The organism is Paenibacillus sp. FSL K6-4396 (genome assembly GCF_038002525.1).
Lineage (GTDB): Bacteria > Bacillota > Bacilli > Paenibacillales > Paenibacillaceae > Paenibacillus > Paenibacillus amylolyticus_B.
Window position 1 is genome coordinate 995913 of the sequence record NZ_JBBOCR010000001.1, and the last position, 18355, is coordinate 1014267.

At 48.5% G+C, this 18355-nt stretch carries 9 protein-coding genes; 6 read left to right on the forward strand and 3 right to left on the reverse strand.

Features of this window, described 5'->3' with window-relative positions; genetic code table 11:
• Positions 1 to 16: 16 nt before the first annotated feature.
• Both MHB85_RS04475 and MHB85_RS04480 read right to left on the reverse strand, forming a co-directional pair.
• On the reverse strand, positions 17 to 691 hold the full coding sequence (locus tag MHB85_RS04475; protein ID WP_105601062.1) for a response regulator transcription factor: 675 nt from the start codon (positions 689 to 691) through the stop codon (positions 17 to 19).
• A 134-nt stretch (positions 692 to 825) separates the two neighbouring features.
• Positions 826 to 1716: a helix-turn-helix transcriptional regulator gene (locus MHB85_RS04480; RefSeq protein WP_374954422.1), complete on the reverse strand. Its 891-nt coding sequence runs from the start codon at positions 1714 to 1716 to the stop codon at positions 826 to 828.
• 111 nt (positions 1717 to 1827) lie between these two features.
• On the opposite strand from MHB85_RS04480, the gene fabF reads away from it, so the two are divergent.
• Positions 1828 to 3066: a beta-ketoacyl-ACP synthase II gene (fabF, locus tag MHB85_RS04485; protein WP_341072456.1), complete on the forward strand. Its 1239-nt coding sequence runs from the start codon at positions 1828 to 1830 to the stop codon at positions 3064 to 3066.
• 121 nt (positions 3067 to 3187) lie between these two features.
• Here the strand turns inward: fabF and MHB85_RS04490 are convergent, their stop codons facing one another.
• Entirely contained in the window at positions 3188 to 4417 is a 1230-nt protein-coding gene (locus tag MHB85_RS04490; RefSeq protein WP_341074194.1) for a nitrate/nitrite transporter, read from the reverse strand.
• Positions 4418 to 4840: 423 nt separating this feature from the next.
• Between MHB85_RS04490 and nirB the strand changes: the two genes are divergently transcribed.
• The 5 genes from nirB (at position 4841) to MHB85_RS04515 (ending at position 18300) form a co-directional block, all read left to right on the forward strand.
• Entirely contained in the window at positions 4841 to 7009 is a 2169-nt protein-coding gene (gene nirB / locus MHB85_RS04495) for a nitrite reductase large subunit NirB (protein WP_341072457.1), read from the forward strand.
• 39 nt (positions 7010 to 7048) lie between these two features.
• Positions 7049 to 9181 (forward strand): assimilatory nitrate reductase catalytic subunit NasC, encoded by a 2133-nt coding sequence (nasC, locus tag MHB85_RS04500; RefSeq protein ID WP_341072458.1) that lies wholly within the window; start codon positions 7049 to 7051, stop codon positions 9179 to 9181.
• A gap of 324 nt (positions 9182 to 9505) precedes the next feature.
• On the forward strand, positions 9506 to 9931 hold the full coding sequence (locus MHB85_RS04505) for a hypothetical protein (protein ID WP_310337726.1): 426 nt from the start codon (positions 9506 to 9508) through the stop codon (positions 9929 to 9931).
• 24 nt (positions 9932 to 9955) lie between these two features.
• Positions 9956 to 14926 carry a DUF4132 domain-containing protein gene (locus MHB85_RS04510; protein ID WP_341072459.1) on the forward strand — a complete coding sequence of 1657 codons (4971 nt, stop codon included), beginning with the start codon at positions 9956 to 9958 and terminating at the stop codon, positions 14924 to 14926.
• Between the two features lie 662 nt (positions 14927 to 15588).
• On the forward strand, positions 15589 to 18300 hold the full coding sequence (locus MHB85_RS04515) for a beta-glucosidase (protein WP_192132611.1): 2712 nt from the start codon (positions 15589 to 15591) through the stop codon (positions 18298 to 18300).
• The last annotated feature ends 55 nt before the right edge of the window (positions 18301 to 18355 follow it).

Genomic DNA, 18355 nt, shown 5'->3' on the forward strand with positions numbered 1-18355 from the left:
ATGAAGCTGTGTTGTTTTAAGGTGTGAACTTATATCCGACCCCCCAGATGGTTTGAATGTATTGGGGGTTTTTTGGATTGTCCTCAATTTTTTTGCGAAGCTTGGTAATGTGCACATCGATGGTGCGATCATTAATGTAGGCATCAATACCACGAATGGCTTCAATCAGGGCATACCGACTGTAGACCTTGCCAGGATTGAGGATAAACAGCTTCATGATCTCAAATTCGGAAAATGTCATCTCCACGCGCTGGTTATTCAACAGAACGGTTCTTCGGGCCAGATCGAGAGATATTCCGGTTTCCTGTTCAGTGACAACAGAGCTGTTCAATATGGAGTAGCGGCGCAATACGGCCTCAATACGTGCCTTCAGCTCCTGCATGCTGAAAGGCTTACATACATAGTCATCAGCCCCATCTGTTAATGATCGAATCCGCTCAGAAACCTCGGTTAACGAAGAGATGACAATGATGGGGATTGCCGTATGCTGGCGCATGAGAGAACTAGGATTCTTATTACCCGAATCAGGGAGCATCAAGTCAAGAAGCAGGATATCAGGCCGCGCTTGAAGCTGTAGAAGACCATCTCTTGCGTTATCGACACGGATAACATCATACCCTTCACCTTGCAAATACAAGGATAATGTATCGCCTAACATGTTGTCGTCCTCTATGATAAGCACTTTCGTCATGATATTCCTTTCTGAACCCCCTTCTTGTAGAAGGACTAAGATCCATGGATTACTTCATATACCTGATATTTAAAACATGCAACATGAGGATGTCAAGGCTCTAACATGACGCCGAGAAGGTGAGAGACTCCGATTTAATGCTTGCCAAGATGTGGATCAGCTTCACGCTCGATCAGGCGCATCAGTTTGCGCTCGGTAGCGCTCTCTGGCGCAGGGGTGTAGACACTGCAACGCAGATCGGAACTACCCTGAACCTGCAAGGAAGTCAGATCAAACAACATTTTGCCTGCTTTGGAATGCCTGAATTCGATTAAAACGTCCGGAGCACTGCTGACGCTGCTTTGTTTCCAAAGGGTATGAAAATCGGGATGTCTGTTCATCATGTCATCCAGAAATAAATTATACCATTCATCATCAACGTACTGGCCATAGTAAGCACGAAAAATCGCCAGAAATCCGCTCACAAAATCCTCCCAGTTCACCGCGAGCCTGCGAAACTCTTTTCGATCAAATAACAGACTGATCATATTCCGCTGTTCGGGGGCAATCTGTTCAAAATCCATAAAAACATGCCGGGCTGCATCATTCCAGCCAACAATGTAACAACGCCGATCCGAGATCACGGTAGGGCAGTGATGAAGTTCTTGCAAAATTTTCTGCAAGGAAGGGTGAAGTTGAACCGGTTCTTCTTCCAGTGTGGGCAGCTCCGAGTGATGCTCCATGGCGAGCGAAAACAGATACTTTCGTTCATCTGCAGTAAGCCTCAGTGCTGAAGCAATGTTATCCAACACGGAATGGGATACCTGAATATCCCGACCTTGTTCAAGCCAGGTATACCATGTTGTACTCACTCCTGCCAGTTGGGAAACCTCTTCTCTCCTCAGCCCAGGCGTTCTTCTCCGACTTCCAGTGGGTAAACCGACCGATTCGGGAGAAATTTTGGAACGCTGTGTTTTCAGAAAAGTGGACAATGCCTGTAACCTGACATCGTAGTGCAATCCATCACCTTCAATCCTCGTTATCATGGTAGTCATTATACTATTATAATTGACAACTTGTAATAGGATATTCAAAAGTGCACTATTAGTGGCAGAGCGTAAGGGCAAGGTAGACAACAGCGCTGAAGGAGGAAGGATATGGAACGAGTCGTAATTACAGGTATGGGAGTCATCTCTCCTTTGGGAAATGATGTACATACATTCTGGAATGGATTAATTGAGGGTAGATCAGGTGTATCACCTATAGAACATTTTGATACAGCTTCGTATAAAACCAGAATCGCTGGCGTGGTCCGTGATTTTGATGGTGAAGAGCGTTTTGGACGCAAGGAAGCAAGGCGTATGGATCGATTCGTTCAATTTGCTGTTGCTGCTGCGGATCAGGCTGTATCGCAATCGGGTCTTGTGATGGATGAACTGGACCGTGAACGGGTAGGTGTATATATTGGTTCAGGCATAGGCGGCATCCAGACATTGATGGAACAAGGCAAGGTCCTGTCAGATCGGGGACCTGCGCGAGTCAGCCCAACACTGGTACCCATGATGATCTCCAATATGGCTGCGGCTATGGTCAGTATGAGGTTTGGTTGCTGGGGACCGACATTATCGCCAGTAACAGCTTGTTCCATTGGCAATACAGCCATTGGAGAGGCTTTCCGGTTAATTCGTCATGGCGGAGCCGATGTCATTATTGCTGGCGGGACAGAAGCGGCTGTAACGGAAGTGTCTCTGGCAAGCTTTGGTAATGCGACAGCATTATCAACAAGAAATGAAGCCTTTCAAACAGCAAGTCGTCCATTTGACGCAGGGAGAGACGGTTTTGTCATGGCGGAGGGTGCTGGAATTCTGGTTGTGGAATCACTGTCTCATGCTCTAGCAAGAGGGGCGAATATTCTTGCCGAAGTGATTGGATATGGTGCCAGTTCGGATGCGTATCATATGGTAGCTACCCACCCGGAAGGACGGGGTGCATATCTGGCGATGAAAGCATCACTGAAAGAGGCTCAGATTGGACCTGAGGAGATTGATGTGATTAACGCTCATGCCACCAGTACGGAGGCAGGTGATCTGTCTGAGACAAGAGCGATTAAGCAACTTTTCGGGACAGGTGCCTATGATATTCCGGTCACAGCGAATAAGTCCATGACAGGACATATGCTTGGTGCAGCAGGCGGTGCGGAGGCGATATCACTTATTCAAAGTCTGCGGCATGGCATCATTCCTCCAACCATTAATCAGGAAGAGAGGGACCCTGAATGTGATTTGGATTATGTACCAAACGAGGCAAGAAAAGAAGAGTTGCGGATTGGGATGTCTAATTCCTTTGGTTTTGGCGGTCATAATGCGGTTATTGTTCTTCAAAAATATTCATCTTAAGTAGAAAGACAGCCGTAACCAAAGGAACAGCGCTGCCTGATGGGGCAACGCTGTTTCTTTGGTTACTTATGGATCACTCGTAAACACTGTATCTTGGTTAACGGCCGAGTGGTTGTACGCCTCAGGAAGAGAGGGATGTCGAATCGGCCATGCCTTTGTTACCTCGGCTCAGCCAGCTTACACGCCAGCGGGATTGCATGAAGAGAACCAGGAACAGGGAAGCTGCTGCAATCAGGCTAAGAATGACAAAACCTGGCGTGTAGGATTGATAGCTACTGTACAGTTGGCCCAGAATCAGCGGCAGTGCATACCCGCCCAATCCACCAGCGGCACCTACAATACCTGTCATCAGGCCAATCTCATTACCGAAGCGTTGGGGAACCAGTTGGAACACGGAGCCATTTCCGGCTCCCAGACACATCATACCGAGGAACAACATGACTACTACAACAGGAAGCGGTGGCATGAAGGATACTCCGATTAACATGACACAAGCCCCTGTGTACAGGAATGTTAGCATGCGGGTTCCACCAATTTTGTCCGCCAGGTAACCCCCAACAGGCCGGAAGAAACTGCCTGCGATTACACAGAAGGTGGTAATGTCTGCGGCACGAACAGGAGAGAGCCCATACTGGGTGTTGAAGAAGATGGTGAGATAGTTACATAATCCAACGAAGCCACCAAAGGTCACACAATAGAAGGCACAGAATACCCAAGCATCTTTTTGTTTAAGCAGACTTCCGTATTGGGACAATTTCTTGGGTTCAGGCCGGGTCGGGCTATTTTTGGCAAAGATAGAAAAGAGGATGAATACAATAGCGATCGGTATAATAGCAAGTCCGAACACAACTTCCCAGCTGCCAAAATGCGTAGCCAAGCGATTGGCAAACAACGTTGCGAGTACGGTTCCGCTGTTACCCGCCCCGGCAATACCCATCGCCAGACCCTGATGCTCTTTGCCATACCATTGGCCTGCCAGAGGTAGCGCAGCAGCAAAGGAGGCGCCTGCGACACCGAGCAAGAGTGCCACCACGTACAGTTGGCTTAAAGAGTCGACCCATAACCAGCCGAGTAATAAAGGAACTAAGGTGACGAGCATCCCGATCTGTGCGGTCAGTTTCGGACCAATATAATCAGACATGAACCCAAGCACAAGGCGCAGGATGGAGCCGCCGAGAATAGGCAATGCGACCAGATTGGCCTTTTCCAGCGGAGTCATCGGATAATCCAATGCAATGACAACTGCGAGTGGACCCAGCATTCCCCATATCATAAAACTGATGTCAAAATACATAAACGCCCCGAAAAGGGTGGGCTTATGCCCGCTTTTCCAAAAACTTTTGCTCTCCATCATCCATCATCGCTCCTCATCCAATTGAGATCTTCTGATTTGTCTATGTGCGTGTTGAGGCAGAAAAAGGCCGCAATTCGTCCAGATCTGAACGATTTGCGGCCCCGTTGCCGACAGGCGGTACACGTCATTGTGTTCCCGCATCTGAGTTGATCACAGCACTGTGATTTTGATTCAAATTATAATCAAGAGAAAATGTATATGTCAACAAAAATTACATGTGATTTTAGATAATTCGTTTTTTAATCGTTATTCGCATTTTTATGTTAATTTAGTTGACATTAGATTCAGATTCCCTTAATCTGAATCTAATATGAATCCACACAAAGGCGTGTGGATTCCGGAGGCAACGGTGCCCTTTTCCGAATCATGGAGAAGGGATTTTTCTGTTTATTTTCAGGTGAGATAGATAGGGGGCAGCCCATGAGTAGAAGCAAACTGGTGATTATCGGGAATGGCATGGCTGGAATGAAGTGTGTCGAAGAGATTATCGCACTGGAGCCTGATACGTATGAGATTGTAATCTACGGTAATGAACCCCGTCCCAACTACAATCGGATCATGTTATCGAAAGTATTGCAGGGTGAGCATTCGTTACAGGATATCATTATCAATGATTGGAGCTGGTATGCCGAGCATCAAATCCGGCTATGCGCAGGTGAAACGGTGCACCGCATTGATACCCGTGGAAAATATATAGAGACTGAATCCGGATTAAAAGAAACCTATGATGTCCTGATTCTGGCGACAGGGTCTTCACCTTTTATCCCACCGATTCCGGGGATTGATAAAGAGAGGGTCATGTCCTTCCGAACGATTGATGATTGTACGCGCATGTCTGATTATTCCAAGACATATCGCAAGGCCGCAGTCATTGGTGGCGGATTGCTTGGGCTGGAGGCTGCGCGCGGGTTGCTGCATCTGGGCATGGAAGCTGTGGTGGTCCATAACGCACATTACATTATGAACCGACAGTTGGATGAGAAGGCTGCCGCGATGCTTCAACAGGAGCTTGAAGACCAGGGTATGTCCTTTCTTTTGTCCAAAAATACGCAGAAAATTACCGGACGATCGCAGGCGCAGGGACTGCTGTTCACAGATGGTTCCAAGCTTGAAGCTCAGGTTGTCATTGTCGCTGTAGGAATTCGGCCAAATGTGGATCTCGCCAGACGAAGTGGAATCGCTACGAATCGGGCAATCATGGTAGATGACTATATGCGCACCAGTGTACCGGATATATATGCAGTTGGGGAATGTGCCGAACATCGGGGAATCAGTTATGGTCTGGTGGCTCCTTTATACGTACAGGGGAAGGTGCTCGCACGTACGCTCTGTGGACAGGAAACGCCTGAATACAAAGGATCTATTCCCTACTCACAGTTGAAGGTATCAGGGGTTGATGTTTTCTCGGCCGGCGAGATCAGTGGGGAAGGCATGCAGACTGCAATTCAACATCTGGATGGCATTCAAGGCACATATAAAAAAGTGCTAATGCAGGCTGGCAAAGTGCGTGGCGCCATTTTATTTGGAGATACAGCGGAAGGAACGGCTTTGCTTGGACTGGTGCAACGAGGTGCGGATGTAGCGGAATTGGCTCCGCGTGAAGGGGCCCCGGACCCGGCTGAGATGGCTGCTGCGGCATTACCAGCTCAGGAGACCGTATGTGCCTGCAACAATGTGACCAAGGCTGCCATTATGAAGGCGATTCAGGAACAGGGCCTCGAGACGGCAGATCAGGTGAAGGAACAGACGAAGGCTTCTGGTTCATGCGGTGGCTGTCGCCCGATGGTGGCTGCACTGTTGAAACATACGCATAACCTGAAAAATAACGGGGGTACTGGAGTGGAAGCCACACCAGATAAACCTGCTCCAATGCCTGTGTGCAGTTGTACGGCGCTTGGGCATGCAGAACTGAAGGAAATGCTGGATGACTTTGTTGATCAGGAGACAGACCTAACCTCTATCTTGAAACAACTGGGATGGGGGTCGGAGCATGGCTGCGCGGTATGTCGTCCAGTGATCCACTATTACTTGCAGTTATCCGGTGGAACGATAGTTGCACGAGAGATCGAAGGGCACTCAGAGGTTCAGGTACGCTGGGATGATCAGATCCCGCTTTCATCCTATGCAAGAGATGCCAGGGGGTTGGCTGCACAGCTTCGTGCGAGTTGGATCGGCGCTGCGATGCCGTCGCCGGTGAATATGGGCGTCGCACCAGGGCACGGTTCGTTGGTGAGCGCACTGGTGCAAGATATCGGCTTGCTGGCTTCACCAGCTGGGTGGGAGATCTATGCAGGCGGTCATGCAGAGCATCCGGTCAAACAAGGTGGCTTGCTCGGGGTGGCTGAAACAGAGGTGCAAGCGGCCACACTCGCATCAGCCTGCCTTCAATGGTATCGCCAAACCGCCTGGTATGATGAGCCGTTATGGGCATGGACGGAACGATTGGGATTCATGTCGATTCGGGAAACGCTGCTGGATGACCAACTACAGAAGGAACTTGTTGCGATTCATCATCATGAGCGGGATGTGGCTTCAGCATCCCCGATGAAGCAATTTCTTGAATCTCCCGCGGTGCAGGGCACCGTCTGAAATGGATCAGTATTACAGCTGAAAGGCAGGGATGGGAAAATGGAATTATCGATAACTTCGGAAATGGCGGTATCCAAGCTGTATGTAAAAGAAACACAGTGTCCATATTGCAGTGTGCAATGCAAGATGACAGTTGAAGAGTTGGTTGCACCTGTTGCAGGCCAGAGCCGAGCGGAATATACGGTCCAAGGCGTTCCGAATGAAACCTCTCAGGGCAGGTTGTGTGTGAAGGGCATGAATGCTCATCAACATGCGCTCAGTGGTCAACGATTAATGCATCCGCTCATTCGTCGCAATGACGAGCTTGAATCCTGTTCCTGGGAGGAGGCCATTCAGACCATCGCAGAGCGGTTTCAGGACTTGAAAGATTCTTACGGAGCAGATACGGTCGGAGTCTACGGAGGCGGATCTTTGACAAATGAAACAGCCTATCTGCTCGGCAAGTTCGCCAGAGTTGCATTGGGGACGAAATATATCGACTATAATGGACGGTTCTGCATGTCAGCTGCGGCTTCAGCTGGAAGTAAAGTGTTCGGGATGGATCGTGGATTGACGTTCCGTCTGTCCGATATTCCCAAGGCAGGTTGCATAGTACTCGCAGGTACCAATATTGCGGAATGCCAACCTACCCTGTTGCCCTACTTCAATCAGGCCAAGGAAAACGGGGCCTTCATTATCGTTATTGATCCACGCAAGACGGCAACCGCTGCCATTGCCGACCTTCATTTACAGGTGAAGCCTGGCATGGATGCTCTGCTGGCAGATAGCATGTTGAAGGTGATTATGGATGCCGGATTGGTGAAGCCTCATTTTATAGATGAACGAACGCATGGTTACGAGCAATTGATACAAGGGTTGGCTGATCTGCAACTCGAACAGGCGGCACAAGCATGCGGGGTTGATCTGGCGTTGATTCGTCAGGCGGCGATGGCATACGGTGAGGCAGAGACAGGCATGATCATGACAGCACGTGGTGTGGAGCAGCAGACGGATGGGCATATGGCCGTCAGGCACTTTCTGAACCTGGTGCTCGCGACTGGCAAAATTGGCCGAGAAGGATGCGGATATGGTGCCATCACAGGTCAAGGAAATGGGCAGGGCGGACGGGAGCATGGGCAGAAGGCTGACCAGCTGCCGGGCTATCGATCGATTGAAAATGAAGCCGATCGTGCCTATGTGGCATCCGTCTGGGGTGTGGACCCTGCAAGTCTGCCTGGTAAAGGGGTCTCGGCCTACGAGATGATGGAGAAGGTCCATGATCAGGAGATTCGGGCGTTGCTTGTAATGGGCTCCAACCCAGTCGTGTCCAACCCCAATGTGCGTTTGGTGGAAGAAGGTCTGCGCAAGCTGGACTTTCTGATCGTGGCAGATATGTTCCTGTCGGAGACAGCACGCATGGCTGATCTGGTTCTCCCGGTTACATCTTATATGGAGAATGAAGGTACACTGACCAATCTGGAGGGGCGTGTTCTGCTCCGTGAACAGGGGCGGCCTGCGCCGGGAGAAACGCTCGATGATTGGGATATATTATGCCGGATTGCCGCGCAATTGGGTAAAGCTTCTTATTTTGAATATGACACTGCTGAGGATATCTTTAATGAGCTTCGGGTGGCGAGTCGTGGCGGGGTGGCTGATTACTATGGCATTACCTATGAGCGTTTGCGTAACGAGAAAGGGGTATACTGGCCGTGTTCTGCCCTGGAGGATCAGGGAGAAGGACTGCTGTTCGGTGAACGATTCGCTCACCCGGACGGCAAAGCGGCATTCACATTTGAATCCAGCCCGGGCTGGAATGATATATCTTCGGAGTTCCCCTTAATTCTCACCAATGGGCGTGTGTTACCTCATTATCTTACAGGGGTGCAGACACATCGAAGTCCGGCACTGGCAGCTCGTGAATTGGAGAACTTTGTTGAAATTCACCCGGCTACCGCTGCCCGTTATCGTATTCACGATGGAGAGTGGGTAGAGATTCAATCGACGTACGGAAGCTTCACGGTTCGTTCGCGCATCAAAGATTCGATTCGGCAGGATACCTTGTTCGTGCCGATGCATTGGGGCGGCATTCAGAATGTGAATCGGGCCACCAGACCAGAGCTAGATCCGTTCTGCCGGATGCCTGGGTTCAAGACAGCAGCTGTAACCATTCGACCGTTGCGTCTGGCGAGATGATTAATAAAATTACAGATTACCGGTGTCATAAGCTGTTCTAATAGTAGCTTAGCGGCTGCGCAGTCATATTTATATGAGACTGTGCGGTTTTTTTTGCGTATATGTACGCAAGTAGGCCATAGTTCCGTGGTTCCACGTAAACATGAGGATTGGCTCATGAATATGGATTGAATTTTAGTTATGATGTTCATCAGGGGTACATATGTACGTATTTTTGGTTTTATTTTGAGATAGATCGTCATTTTGAGTTTAGGTTATTACGCATCGTGGTATAGATATCGGGGCTTATGGAAGTTTCTTCAAATAGGGCAGGACAGAGGGGGCATGACAGTGAACGTATGGATAACGGTAAAAAGTCTGGGCAAGCGCAAGCCGGTACTTGCCAAGCAAGCTGCCGAACTTCCGGAAACAACTCATACGTTAAGGCAGCTCATTGAGAACATGGTGGCTCTGCAAGTAAAAGCGCTTCAGGACAAGAAACAACAGGCTGAATTGCTCGCCTACCTGATGCCGGATGATATTGAGGCGCAGGGAGCGGCGGGAAAAGTCGGGTTTGGCGCAGTATACAATGAGGGTGTACCTGATCTGAATGTTGCGATGGAGACAGCTATAACCGCCTATGAGGATGGTTTGTATAAAGTATTTCTCAACGATGAAGAATTGCAGGAACTGGATGAGTCACTTGTTGTAAAAGACGGAGATAACGTGGTATTTATTCGTTTTACAATGCTTGCCGGACGTCTGTGGTAGAGAGCGATGAAGGAGGAGAACAGGATGAATCAGGAAGAGCAAGTACAGGTGTATATCGATGGATTGCAGGAAAGAGCCAAGTCGTTAACAGGGGTACAGCTTGAGCTGGCAGGCTATGTTGTGGAGATCGCCGGGTCTACGTATTTGCGTGGAGATGAAAAGATGTTTCTGAATACTGACAAGTTGCTTGGAAGGTTGGCTGCAGAAACGCAGAAACCATTATTCGAGCCACTATTGGATGTGCTCCAGCATCTGGCGAGCGAGTCATTGGTTGCACGATTCCGTTATATTGCAGAGCGTGCGACTCGTTTCCCATACAGTAACAACTATGAACGCCGGCCTTTTCGCACATCCGATCCGGAGCAGCATGTAGAACAAGTCATCCGTAAACTGATGGGATTGTTCCGTATGGAAATGAAAAGTTTCTCCCTGGAAGAATATGTGTCACTTCGTGAGTACAAGCTGGATTATCTGCATGAGATCCGTTGGGTTCTGGCGGATTGTATCGCTTATGAACTGGATCATCAGGGCGGAGATATGAAGCAGGCACTGCATGATATTATCTATGGTGACAATCAGACGGCGTTGTTAACCCATGAAATGATCAAAGGCATATTCATGAGCGATCAGGCGGATGCCTATCAGATGGTGGGTGAGCTGCTCGTTGCAGCAAGGTTGCAGGAAGGGCTGCGCCAAAGCATTGTGGAGCGGATGGATGAAGGGACACTGGAAGCCTATATTTACATATTAAAAATCATTATCGACAACAACCTGATTCGTTTCAGTTCCGTGGTAAGAGCGCTTGCCGTATGGACGGGGATCGGCATAGAAGCAGCCAACCAGCGTGTTGCCTCACAGTTGATTGAACAGGCCTATCAGGCGCTTGTGCAACCAGAAGTACGCGAGGCCTGGCAGCAGGAAGCAAATGCCAACAAACTCTTTATCAGTCTGTGGGCGACAGCGGTCATTGAAGAGAATGAATTGAAGAGCAAGATAATCGAGATTATGGATCGAGGTCAGTTATATCAGAAGATTGTTGCCCAATATGTACTGGCTAACAGCCAGAACAGGGAGCTTCGATTGGACATTGCGCGTCGTTATCTGGAGGCGCAGGATACCGAGTTGGTGCACTGGATTGTGACCAACTATGATGCGATGTATATGTACAACTGGAGTTTCGAGAATGGAGAGAATCAGCGTAGCGTCTACGTGTGGCCATTACCTGCTCTGGGAGATAAGGCCTTGCGGCGTAAGGACTTTGATCAGTTCAAACAGATGCTGGCTGCCATTCCAAAAGGCGGGTCAGGTGGACCATCGGGTGTACTTGAGTATGTTCACTACCAGATCGATACGGATGATGTAGTCAAGAAAATGTTATATTTGGCTGCATATGATATGGACCCGGAATGGATCGGGGAGGTCATCGCAATCAAGGACCGATTGAGCCCGGAACTGCGCGGAGAACTGTTGTCCCAGTTTGTTCAGCATCCTGATAATGAGTTACAAAGACAGTTTGTGTTTGAGAGTTTGTCTGATAAAAGCATTAGTAACCGGGAGAGTGCACTCGCCAAGGCGAAGCTGCTCACGTTGACGGTTGATGAGATGAAACAGATGGAGGCGTTGATGAAGCTCAAAACAGGCTCACTTCGTCAGAAGGTCATCCATGTATTGTTACTGCAACCCGTGGACCAATTGGCAGTCTCGCTGAAGCGACTTTTGGAGGCCAAGAGTGAACTGCAGCGCTTGGGTGCGCTCGAATTATTGACCGAGATTGCGGCAGATCCAGAGCGGATAGATCAGCAGGAGCAATTGCAGCCATTGGCGCAGCTGATTGAGACACCCACTGCCAAGGAACAGAAACTGCTGGATAAGCTGACCGATCAGGGGAGGCGTTACACAGCCTCTAATGGATTTGGTTTATTTGATCCGAAGCGACGTGAGCCATTGCTGGATGAGAAGCGTGATCTCAAGGGCCATAATCCGAAGGATATCTTTACACTCTCTCTGGATAAGACCAGACCATTTCTGGAGGGACTTAGTGAATTAGTGCATGAACACAGGGATTATGAGTACCAGGTGGAATACTACGCTGGCTACAAAGACACATTGTTAATCGGAGCGAGTCTTCGCTCCAAGGTTCCGTATGGAGAGCGGAATGAAATGAAGCAAATGGAACAGTTTCCGCTTCATGACGTATGGGAGAACTATATTCAACATGCCGGGTTTAGCAGTGTGGAACTGATGCAGTTGTATATGGGTATACAGCTCCGGGATTTCAATGGCAAATTGAGCGACCATTACAGTTACTTCCATGATCAGTATGGCTATGAAGAACTGCAAAAGATTCCGTTACTGGAAGGCTGGCGCAAGACGTTTGCTGAACAGACCTATCCTCTGGATGATATCGAAAAGCTGCAGCAGATGCTGGATTCGTTAACGTATAAGGATCAGGTAGTGGCGCTGATATCGGCGGCATTTTTGGATAGCGATCCGATCGACACGTTTGAGATAGCTGAGAAAACCTGGGCCTCCATCATCGCGAGTATGCCTGCTGATCGACTCGAGAAAGAGTCAGGCATGCTTCATATTCTGACTGGACCTTGGAATTATGCAGTTCGTGGCAAAATCCATGACGACAACAGCTTCAAACGTTTCTTCCAGACAGCTTACCAGTTCACCAGTCTTGTAGAGAGTGGTCAACCGCTGTCTTTACTGTCACTTGAAGATTTCCTGCGTGCGTACCAGTTGAACCTGATTGATGATCAAGAGATATATCGACAGGTGCTGATCGGTGGGAATCGTCTGATGTTTATTCGGGACTTAACATCCACTCGTACAGAAATGATCGCAAGTGATCCGAAGCTGATTCACTTACGGGATACGGTCGTTAATCGCATTCTGGAGATTGAGCTGACCCGGGGAGAACTCTCTACAGAAGTAAGTACACTTGCCATGAAACTGGATCGAATTGTAGGCATGGAACACTGGGTACATCTGGTTTCTGCGATGGATCAGGATACATTTGTCCGTGGATATATCTATAGCTATGGAGACAACACAACACGTAAAGAGACGTTTAGCTATCTAATTCAGAATTGTCATCCACGGGATGGAGAAGATGAGAAGCGTCTTGGGGAATTGCTCCAGAAGTATCCGGTGAATGAGAAAAAATTGCTGGAAGCAGCCATGTACGCCCCGCAGTGGATGGAGATTGTTGCGAAACATCTGGGATGGGAAGGTCTTCGCAGTGCAGCCTGGTACTTCCATGCTCATATTAATGAACGATTTACTGCGGAGAAAGAAACCATCGTGGCCCACTATTCTCCAATCTCACCACAGGACTTTAATGAAGGTGCGTTTGATATCGCCTGGTTCGAGGAGGCTTATGCTGCTGTCGGGGAGGAACGGTTCAATCTGTTATACGATTGTGCCAAGTACATTTCCGGTGGATCTAACCACCGCAGATCCCAATTGTTCGCAGATGCTGCACTGGGCAAGCTTCGACTGGACGATATGCGTGATTCCGTGTCAGACAAGCGAAACAAAGATCATTTGTTAACCTACAGTTTGATTCCATTCGCTGTAAATCGCGAACAGGATCTGCGTGAGCGATACGACTTCATTCAGAAGTTTCTGATGCAGAGCAAACAATTCGGTGCACAACGTCGTGCCAGTGAAGGTGTGGCATCACAGATTGCACTGGGCAATCTTGCTCGTAATGCAGGTTATGCCGATGTTACGCGGCTGATGTGGGACATGGAAGCACGTAAGTTGGATGAGATGAAATCCTTCTTTGAACCTCATGCATTGGATGCTGACACGACAGCGCAATTGGTCATCGATGAGGAAGGCCAACCCGAGATGGTTATCGTTAGCAAAGGCAAGACACTCAAATCTGTACCAGCTCGGTTCAAAAAAGATGGATATATCGCTGAACTGAAAGAGCTCAAATCGGATCTGGTGGATCAGTATCGCCGGGCACGGCAGGAGCTGGAACGTTCGATGACTGCTGGAACGTCCTTTACACGTGAGGAAATCGCCAGTCTGATGCAAAATCCGGTTATACATCCGCTGGTAAGAACACTTGTATTCCAGTCAGGTGACAAGACGGGACGATTCGATGTAGCATCCAATGGTTTGGTTGCTCCAGGGCCGGAGGGTACGAACCATGCACTAGCGGAACAGGATCAACTGTTTATTGCTCATCCGCTTCATCTGTATCAGAGCGGAAGCTGGAGTGAATTCCAGCGGGATCTGTTCACCCGTCAGGAGCGTCAGCCGTTCAAGCAGGTATTCCGAGAGCTATATCTTCCTAACGAGGACGAATTGGCTAATGGTACGGTGTCTCGTCGATACGCTGGGTATCAGATTCAACCGAAAAAAGCAGTAGCTCTGCTTAAAGGGCGCCAATGGACTGTCAGTTATGAGGAAGGACTGCAGAAGGTAAGTTACGAGCACAATCTGATTGCGAATCTTTATGCCATGGCAGATTGGTTCTCACCAGCAGATACCGAGGCGCCTACCTTGGAGACGGTGCAGTTCTACGATCGTAAGAGCTACAAACCTGTAGCGCTGCAAGATGTACCGCTGACGTTCTTCTCGGAAGTTATGCGTGATATCGACCTGGTGGTCAGCGTTGCACATGTGGGAGGCGTAGATCCGGAAGCCAGCCTGACAACAATCGAGATGCGTCACGTCATTGTGAACGAGTCGTTGCGTCTGCTGAAGATCGACAATGTACGTTTGGATGGGAATTACGCAAGAATTGATGGTGAATTGGGTGAGTATGCTGTTCATCTGGGGAGTGGTAATGTGTTCAAACAAGCCACAGGTGCACTTCATATCGTACCGGTGCACAGTCAGCATCGGGGTCGAATCTTCCTGCCATTCCTCGATGAAGATCCGAGAACAGCTGAGATTCTGTCCAAGGTGATGTTGCTCGCCGAAGATAAAAAGATCAAGGACCCGCAGATCCTTGCGCAGTTACAGAATTAGAAGTGAACGAACTAGAAGTGAACCGCCCCGTGGGGCGGTTTTTTTATTTGTTACTCCGATTTCAATGTAACTTCAAATCTCAATATAACAAGTGTAGAACAAGAATCATGGATGGAAAGTGGACAATATGGAGCAATTCCAACATAAAGGCAGCTGAAGAACCTGTTAAAAGGGACCTCAGTTGCTTTTATATTTTTGGATATTTCATTGGACCGGATTGGTTCCGTTTTCAAATAGACTTAGGACCCAGAGTGTATCGACATATTCCTTAATCTGATAATTAATTGCATTAATTGGTTGATCGGGAGTGGGTCGAACCGACTGTTTTTAAAAGTAAAGAATTTGTTCGAAAGTAGTTACGGAAATGTAAATAATTCGTTTTCTTGTTATGTTATCTGAATTGTTAATATGGTGATTCCAAAGAACTAGGCTTGTTCTAATCGGTCATTTACCAAATTTAAGGGGATGTAATTCATGTTCATGTCGGCTATCGTTAGGAAGCGAAATCTGCTGACTTGCTTGCAGGCTGCAGTTTCAGAAGCCATGTGCAGGACGACCTGAATGCTTGAAAGACTGGGATCTAGCCAGTTTGCATTCCCTTGTATACATGTATTCAATATGTGCACAAGAAAAATGATCAAGAGAGAAGGAGAACTTACAACATGAACAGAAGACTCAATCTGATTTTCCTCAAACGATGGTTTATGTTATTAATCATCGTGGCGGTTGCGGCTATGCCGCTACACGCCTTCGCCGCGGAGGCGGAATCGGGGGCCAATCGGCCTTGGATGAACACATCTCTATCAGCGGAGGAACGTACCGATCTGCTGCTCAAGGAGATGACGCTGGAGGAGAAAGTTGGATTCGTAACCGGTAAAGTAAATAACTATTATGGTTTCTATAATGATGGACTGGAGCGCCTCGGTATTCCAGCATTACAGATGGCAGATGGACCCGCAGGAGTACGTGTGGCTAACCCGGATGTACAGGACAAAAAGTCCACGGCATTGCCTGCACCCATCGCGCTTGCCGCTTCCTGGGATACTAATCTTGCCAAGAAATATGGCGATCTCATCGGTCAGGAAGCACATGATACCACACATAATGTAGTTCTCGGCCCTGGGCTGGATATTGCACGTACACCATGGGGTTCCCGGAACTTTGAATCTCTCGGGGAAGATCCGCTACTGGCTTCGGGCATGGGTGCAGCGTATGTGAACGGGATTCAAAGCAATCCGGTTATCGCGACAGCTAAACACTACATCCTGAACAACCAGGAGACGGAACGTTTCACGACCAATGCAACAGCCAGCGAACGTGCGATTCAGGAAGTCTATGCACGTCCGTTCCAGGCGATGGTTGAAAAAGCGGATCTCGGTTCGGCAATGTGTTCATTTAACCAAGTGAACGGTACATACGCTTGTGAGAACAAGGAGATGCTGACCAATGTCCTTCGGGATCAGTTTGGCTTCGAAGGGTTTGTCATGAGTGACTACGGTGCAAACTTCAGCACAGCCAAATCCGCCAATGCGGGTCTGGATCTGGAGACACCTGGAGAGCCGTATGGCAAATGGGGAGACAAATTGCTGGAAGCCGTGAACAAAGGTGAAGTCAGCGAGCAAACCATTGATGAGAAGGTTAGACGCATTTTGCTTCAAATGTTCGATAAAGGACTGTTCGATAACCCTGTAACGAATACACAAATCAATGCCAAGAAAGACGGCAAACAGGCACGTGAAATTGCAGAAGAGAGCATGGTTCTTTTGCAAAACAACGATAATGTGCTGCCGCTGTCCAAGAAAAACGTGAAATCCATCGCTGTCATCGGTCCGGATGCAGATAACGCATCTGCTGCTGGTGGAGGTAGCAGTCTGGTTAATCCGACGTATACTGTAAGTCCGCTTCAAGGAATTCGTAACCGTGCCGGTAACGGTGTGGATGTAAAATATGCTGCCGGAACGGATCCTATCTCCGCAGGAGATGCATTTAATGGACCATCCGCCGTACCTTCCACTCTTTTATCACCAGCGGATGCTCAGGAAAGCGAAAGAGACTATGGTACAGATCGTGCGGAATATGGTCTGCGTGCTGAATACTGGACGAATAAAGATATGGAGGGTAACCCTTCTCTGGTTCGTACAGATAATCAGGTCAACATGAATCTTGGATTCTACAACTATGAAGGTTTTAACGCACAATCTTCCAAGCTTCCAGTGACACCAACCAAATTCAATGCCAAAATGTCCGCTCGTTGGACAGGGGCAATCACAGCACCCCAAACGGGTGAATATAAGCTGTCTCTGACCAGTCTCGGTTCTGCGAAGCTGTATGTGGATGATAAGCTGCTCGTAGACAATCAAGGTGAAACATTGAGTACAACGAAGAAAGAAATCACATTCAAAGAAGGCGAGTCCCACAATATTCGAATTGAGTATCGTACGGATTTCCCGGTACAGACCAATCATGATATGGGCGCACAGGTTCGTTTTGGCTGGGAAGCTCCAGAAGACGCTGTGGATATCAAAATGCAAAAAGCAGTTGAGCTGGCGAAAAAATCCGATGTTGCCGTCGTGGTAACTCGTACGTATGACAGTGAAGGTTACGTCGACCGTTCCGACCTGGAGCTGCCGAATAACCAGGAGCAGCTGATCCGCAAGGTAGCAGCAGCCAATCCAAAAACGATTGTGGTGCAAATGAGTGGTCGCGCTGTTGAAATGGATTCCTGGCAAAAAGAAGTGCCATCCATCGTTCAGGCTTGGTATGCAGGTCAGGAACAAGGTAATGCAGTGGCACGTGTGCTGTTTGGTGATGTGAATCCATCCGGTAAGTTGCCGGTGACGTTCCCATCAGATGATTCCCAGACCCCGGTATCCACTGCGGAACAATTCCCGGGTGTTAACGGGGTGGGCAACTATTCCGAGGGTATCTTTGTAGGGTATAAAGGATATGACAAAGAAGGCATGACACCGGCGTTTGCCTTTGGACACGGACTGTCGTATACCGAATTTAATTATCGTAATCTGCATGTGAAAAACACTGGCAAAGGTGATAAGGAAACCGTAGAAGTATCCCTGAATCTGCGTAACACCGGTAAAGTTTCCGGTGCAGAAGTTGTACAGGTCTATGTTGGCAATCTGCCAACTAAAGTTGAAACGCCAGAGAAGCAGCTTGCTGGTTGGGCGAAGGTAGATCTGAAGGCAGGCAAGCAGCAGCGGGTCAACATTCAACTGGATCGCAGCGCATTGTCCTACTGGGATGAAACATCCCATGAATGGGTAATGCCTAAGGGTAAAGTCCAAGTGTATGTTGGCAGTGCATCGGATGATATCCGTCTAACAGGCAGTGTGAATATCGGAAGCAAGTCCGGTAAATAAAGTTCAATCAGGGAGATTGGAAGGTGTTCTCCCAGTGAAGTTAATTGTGTCAAAT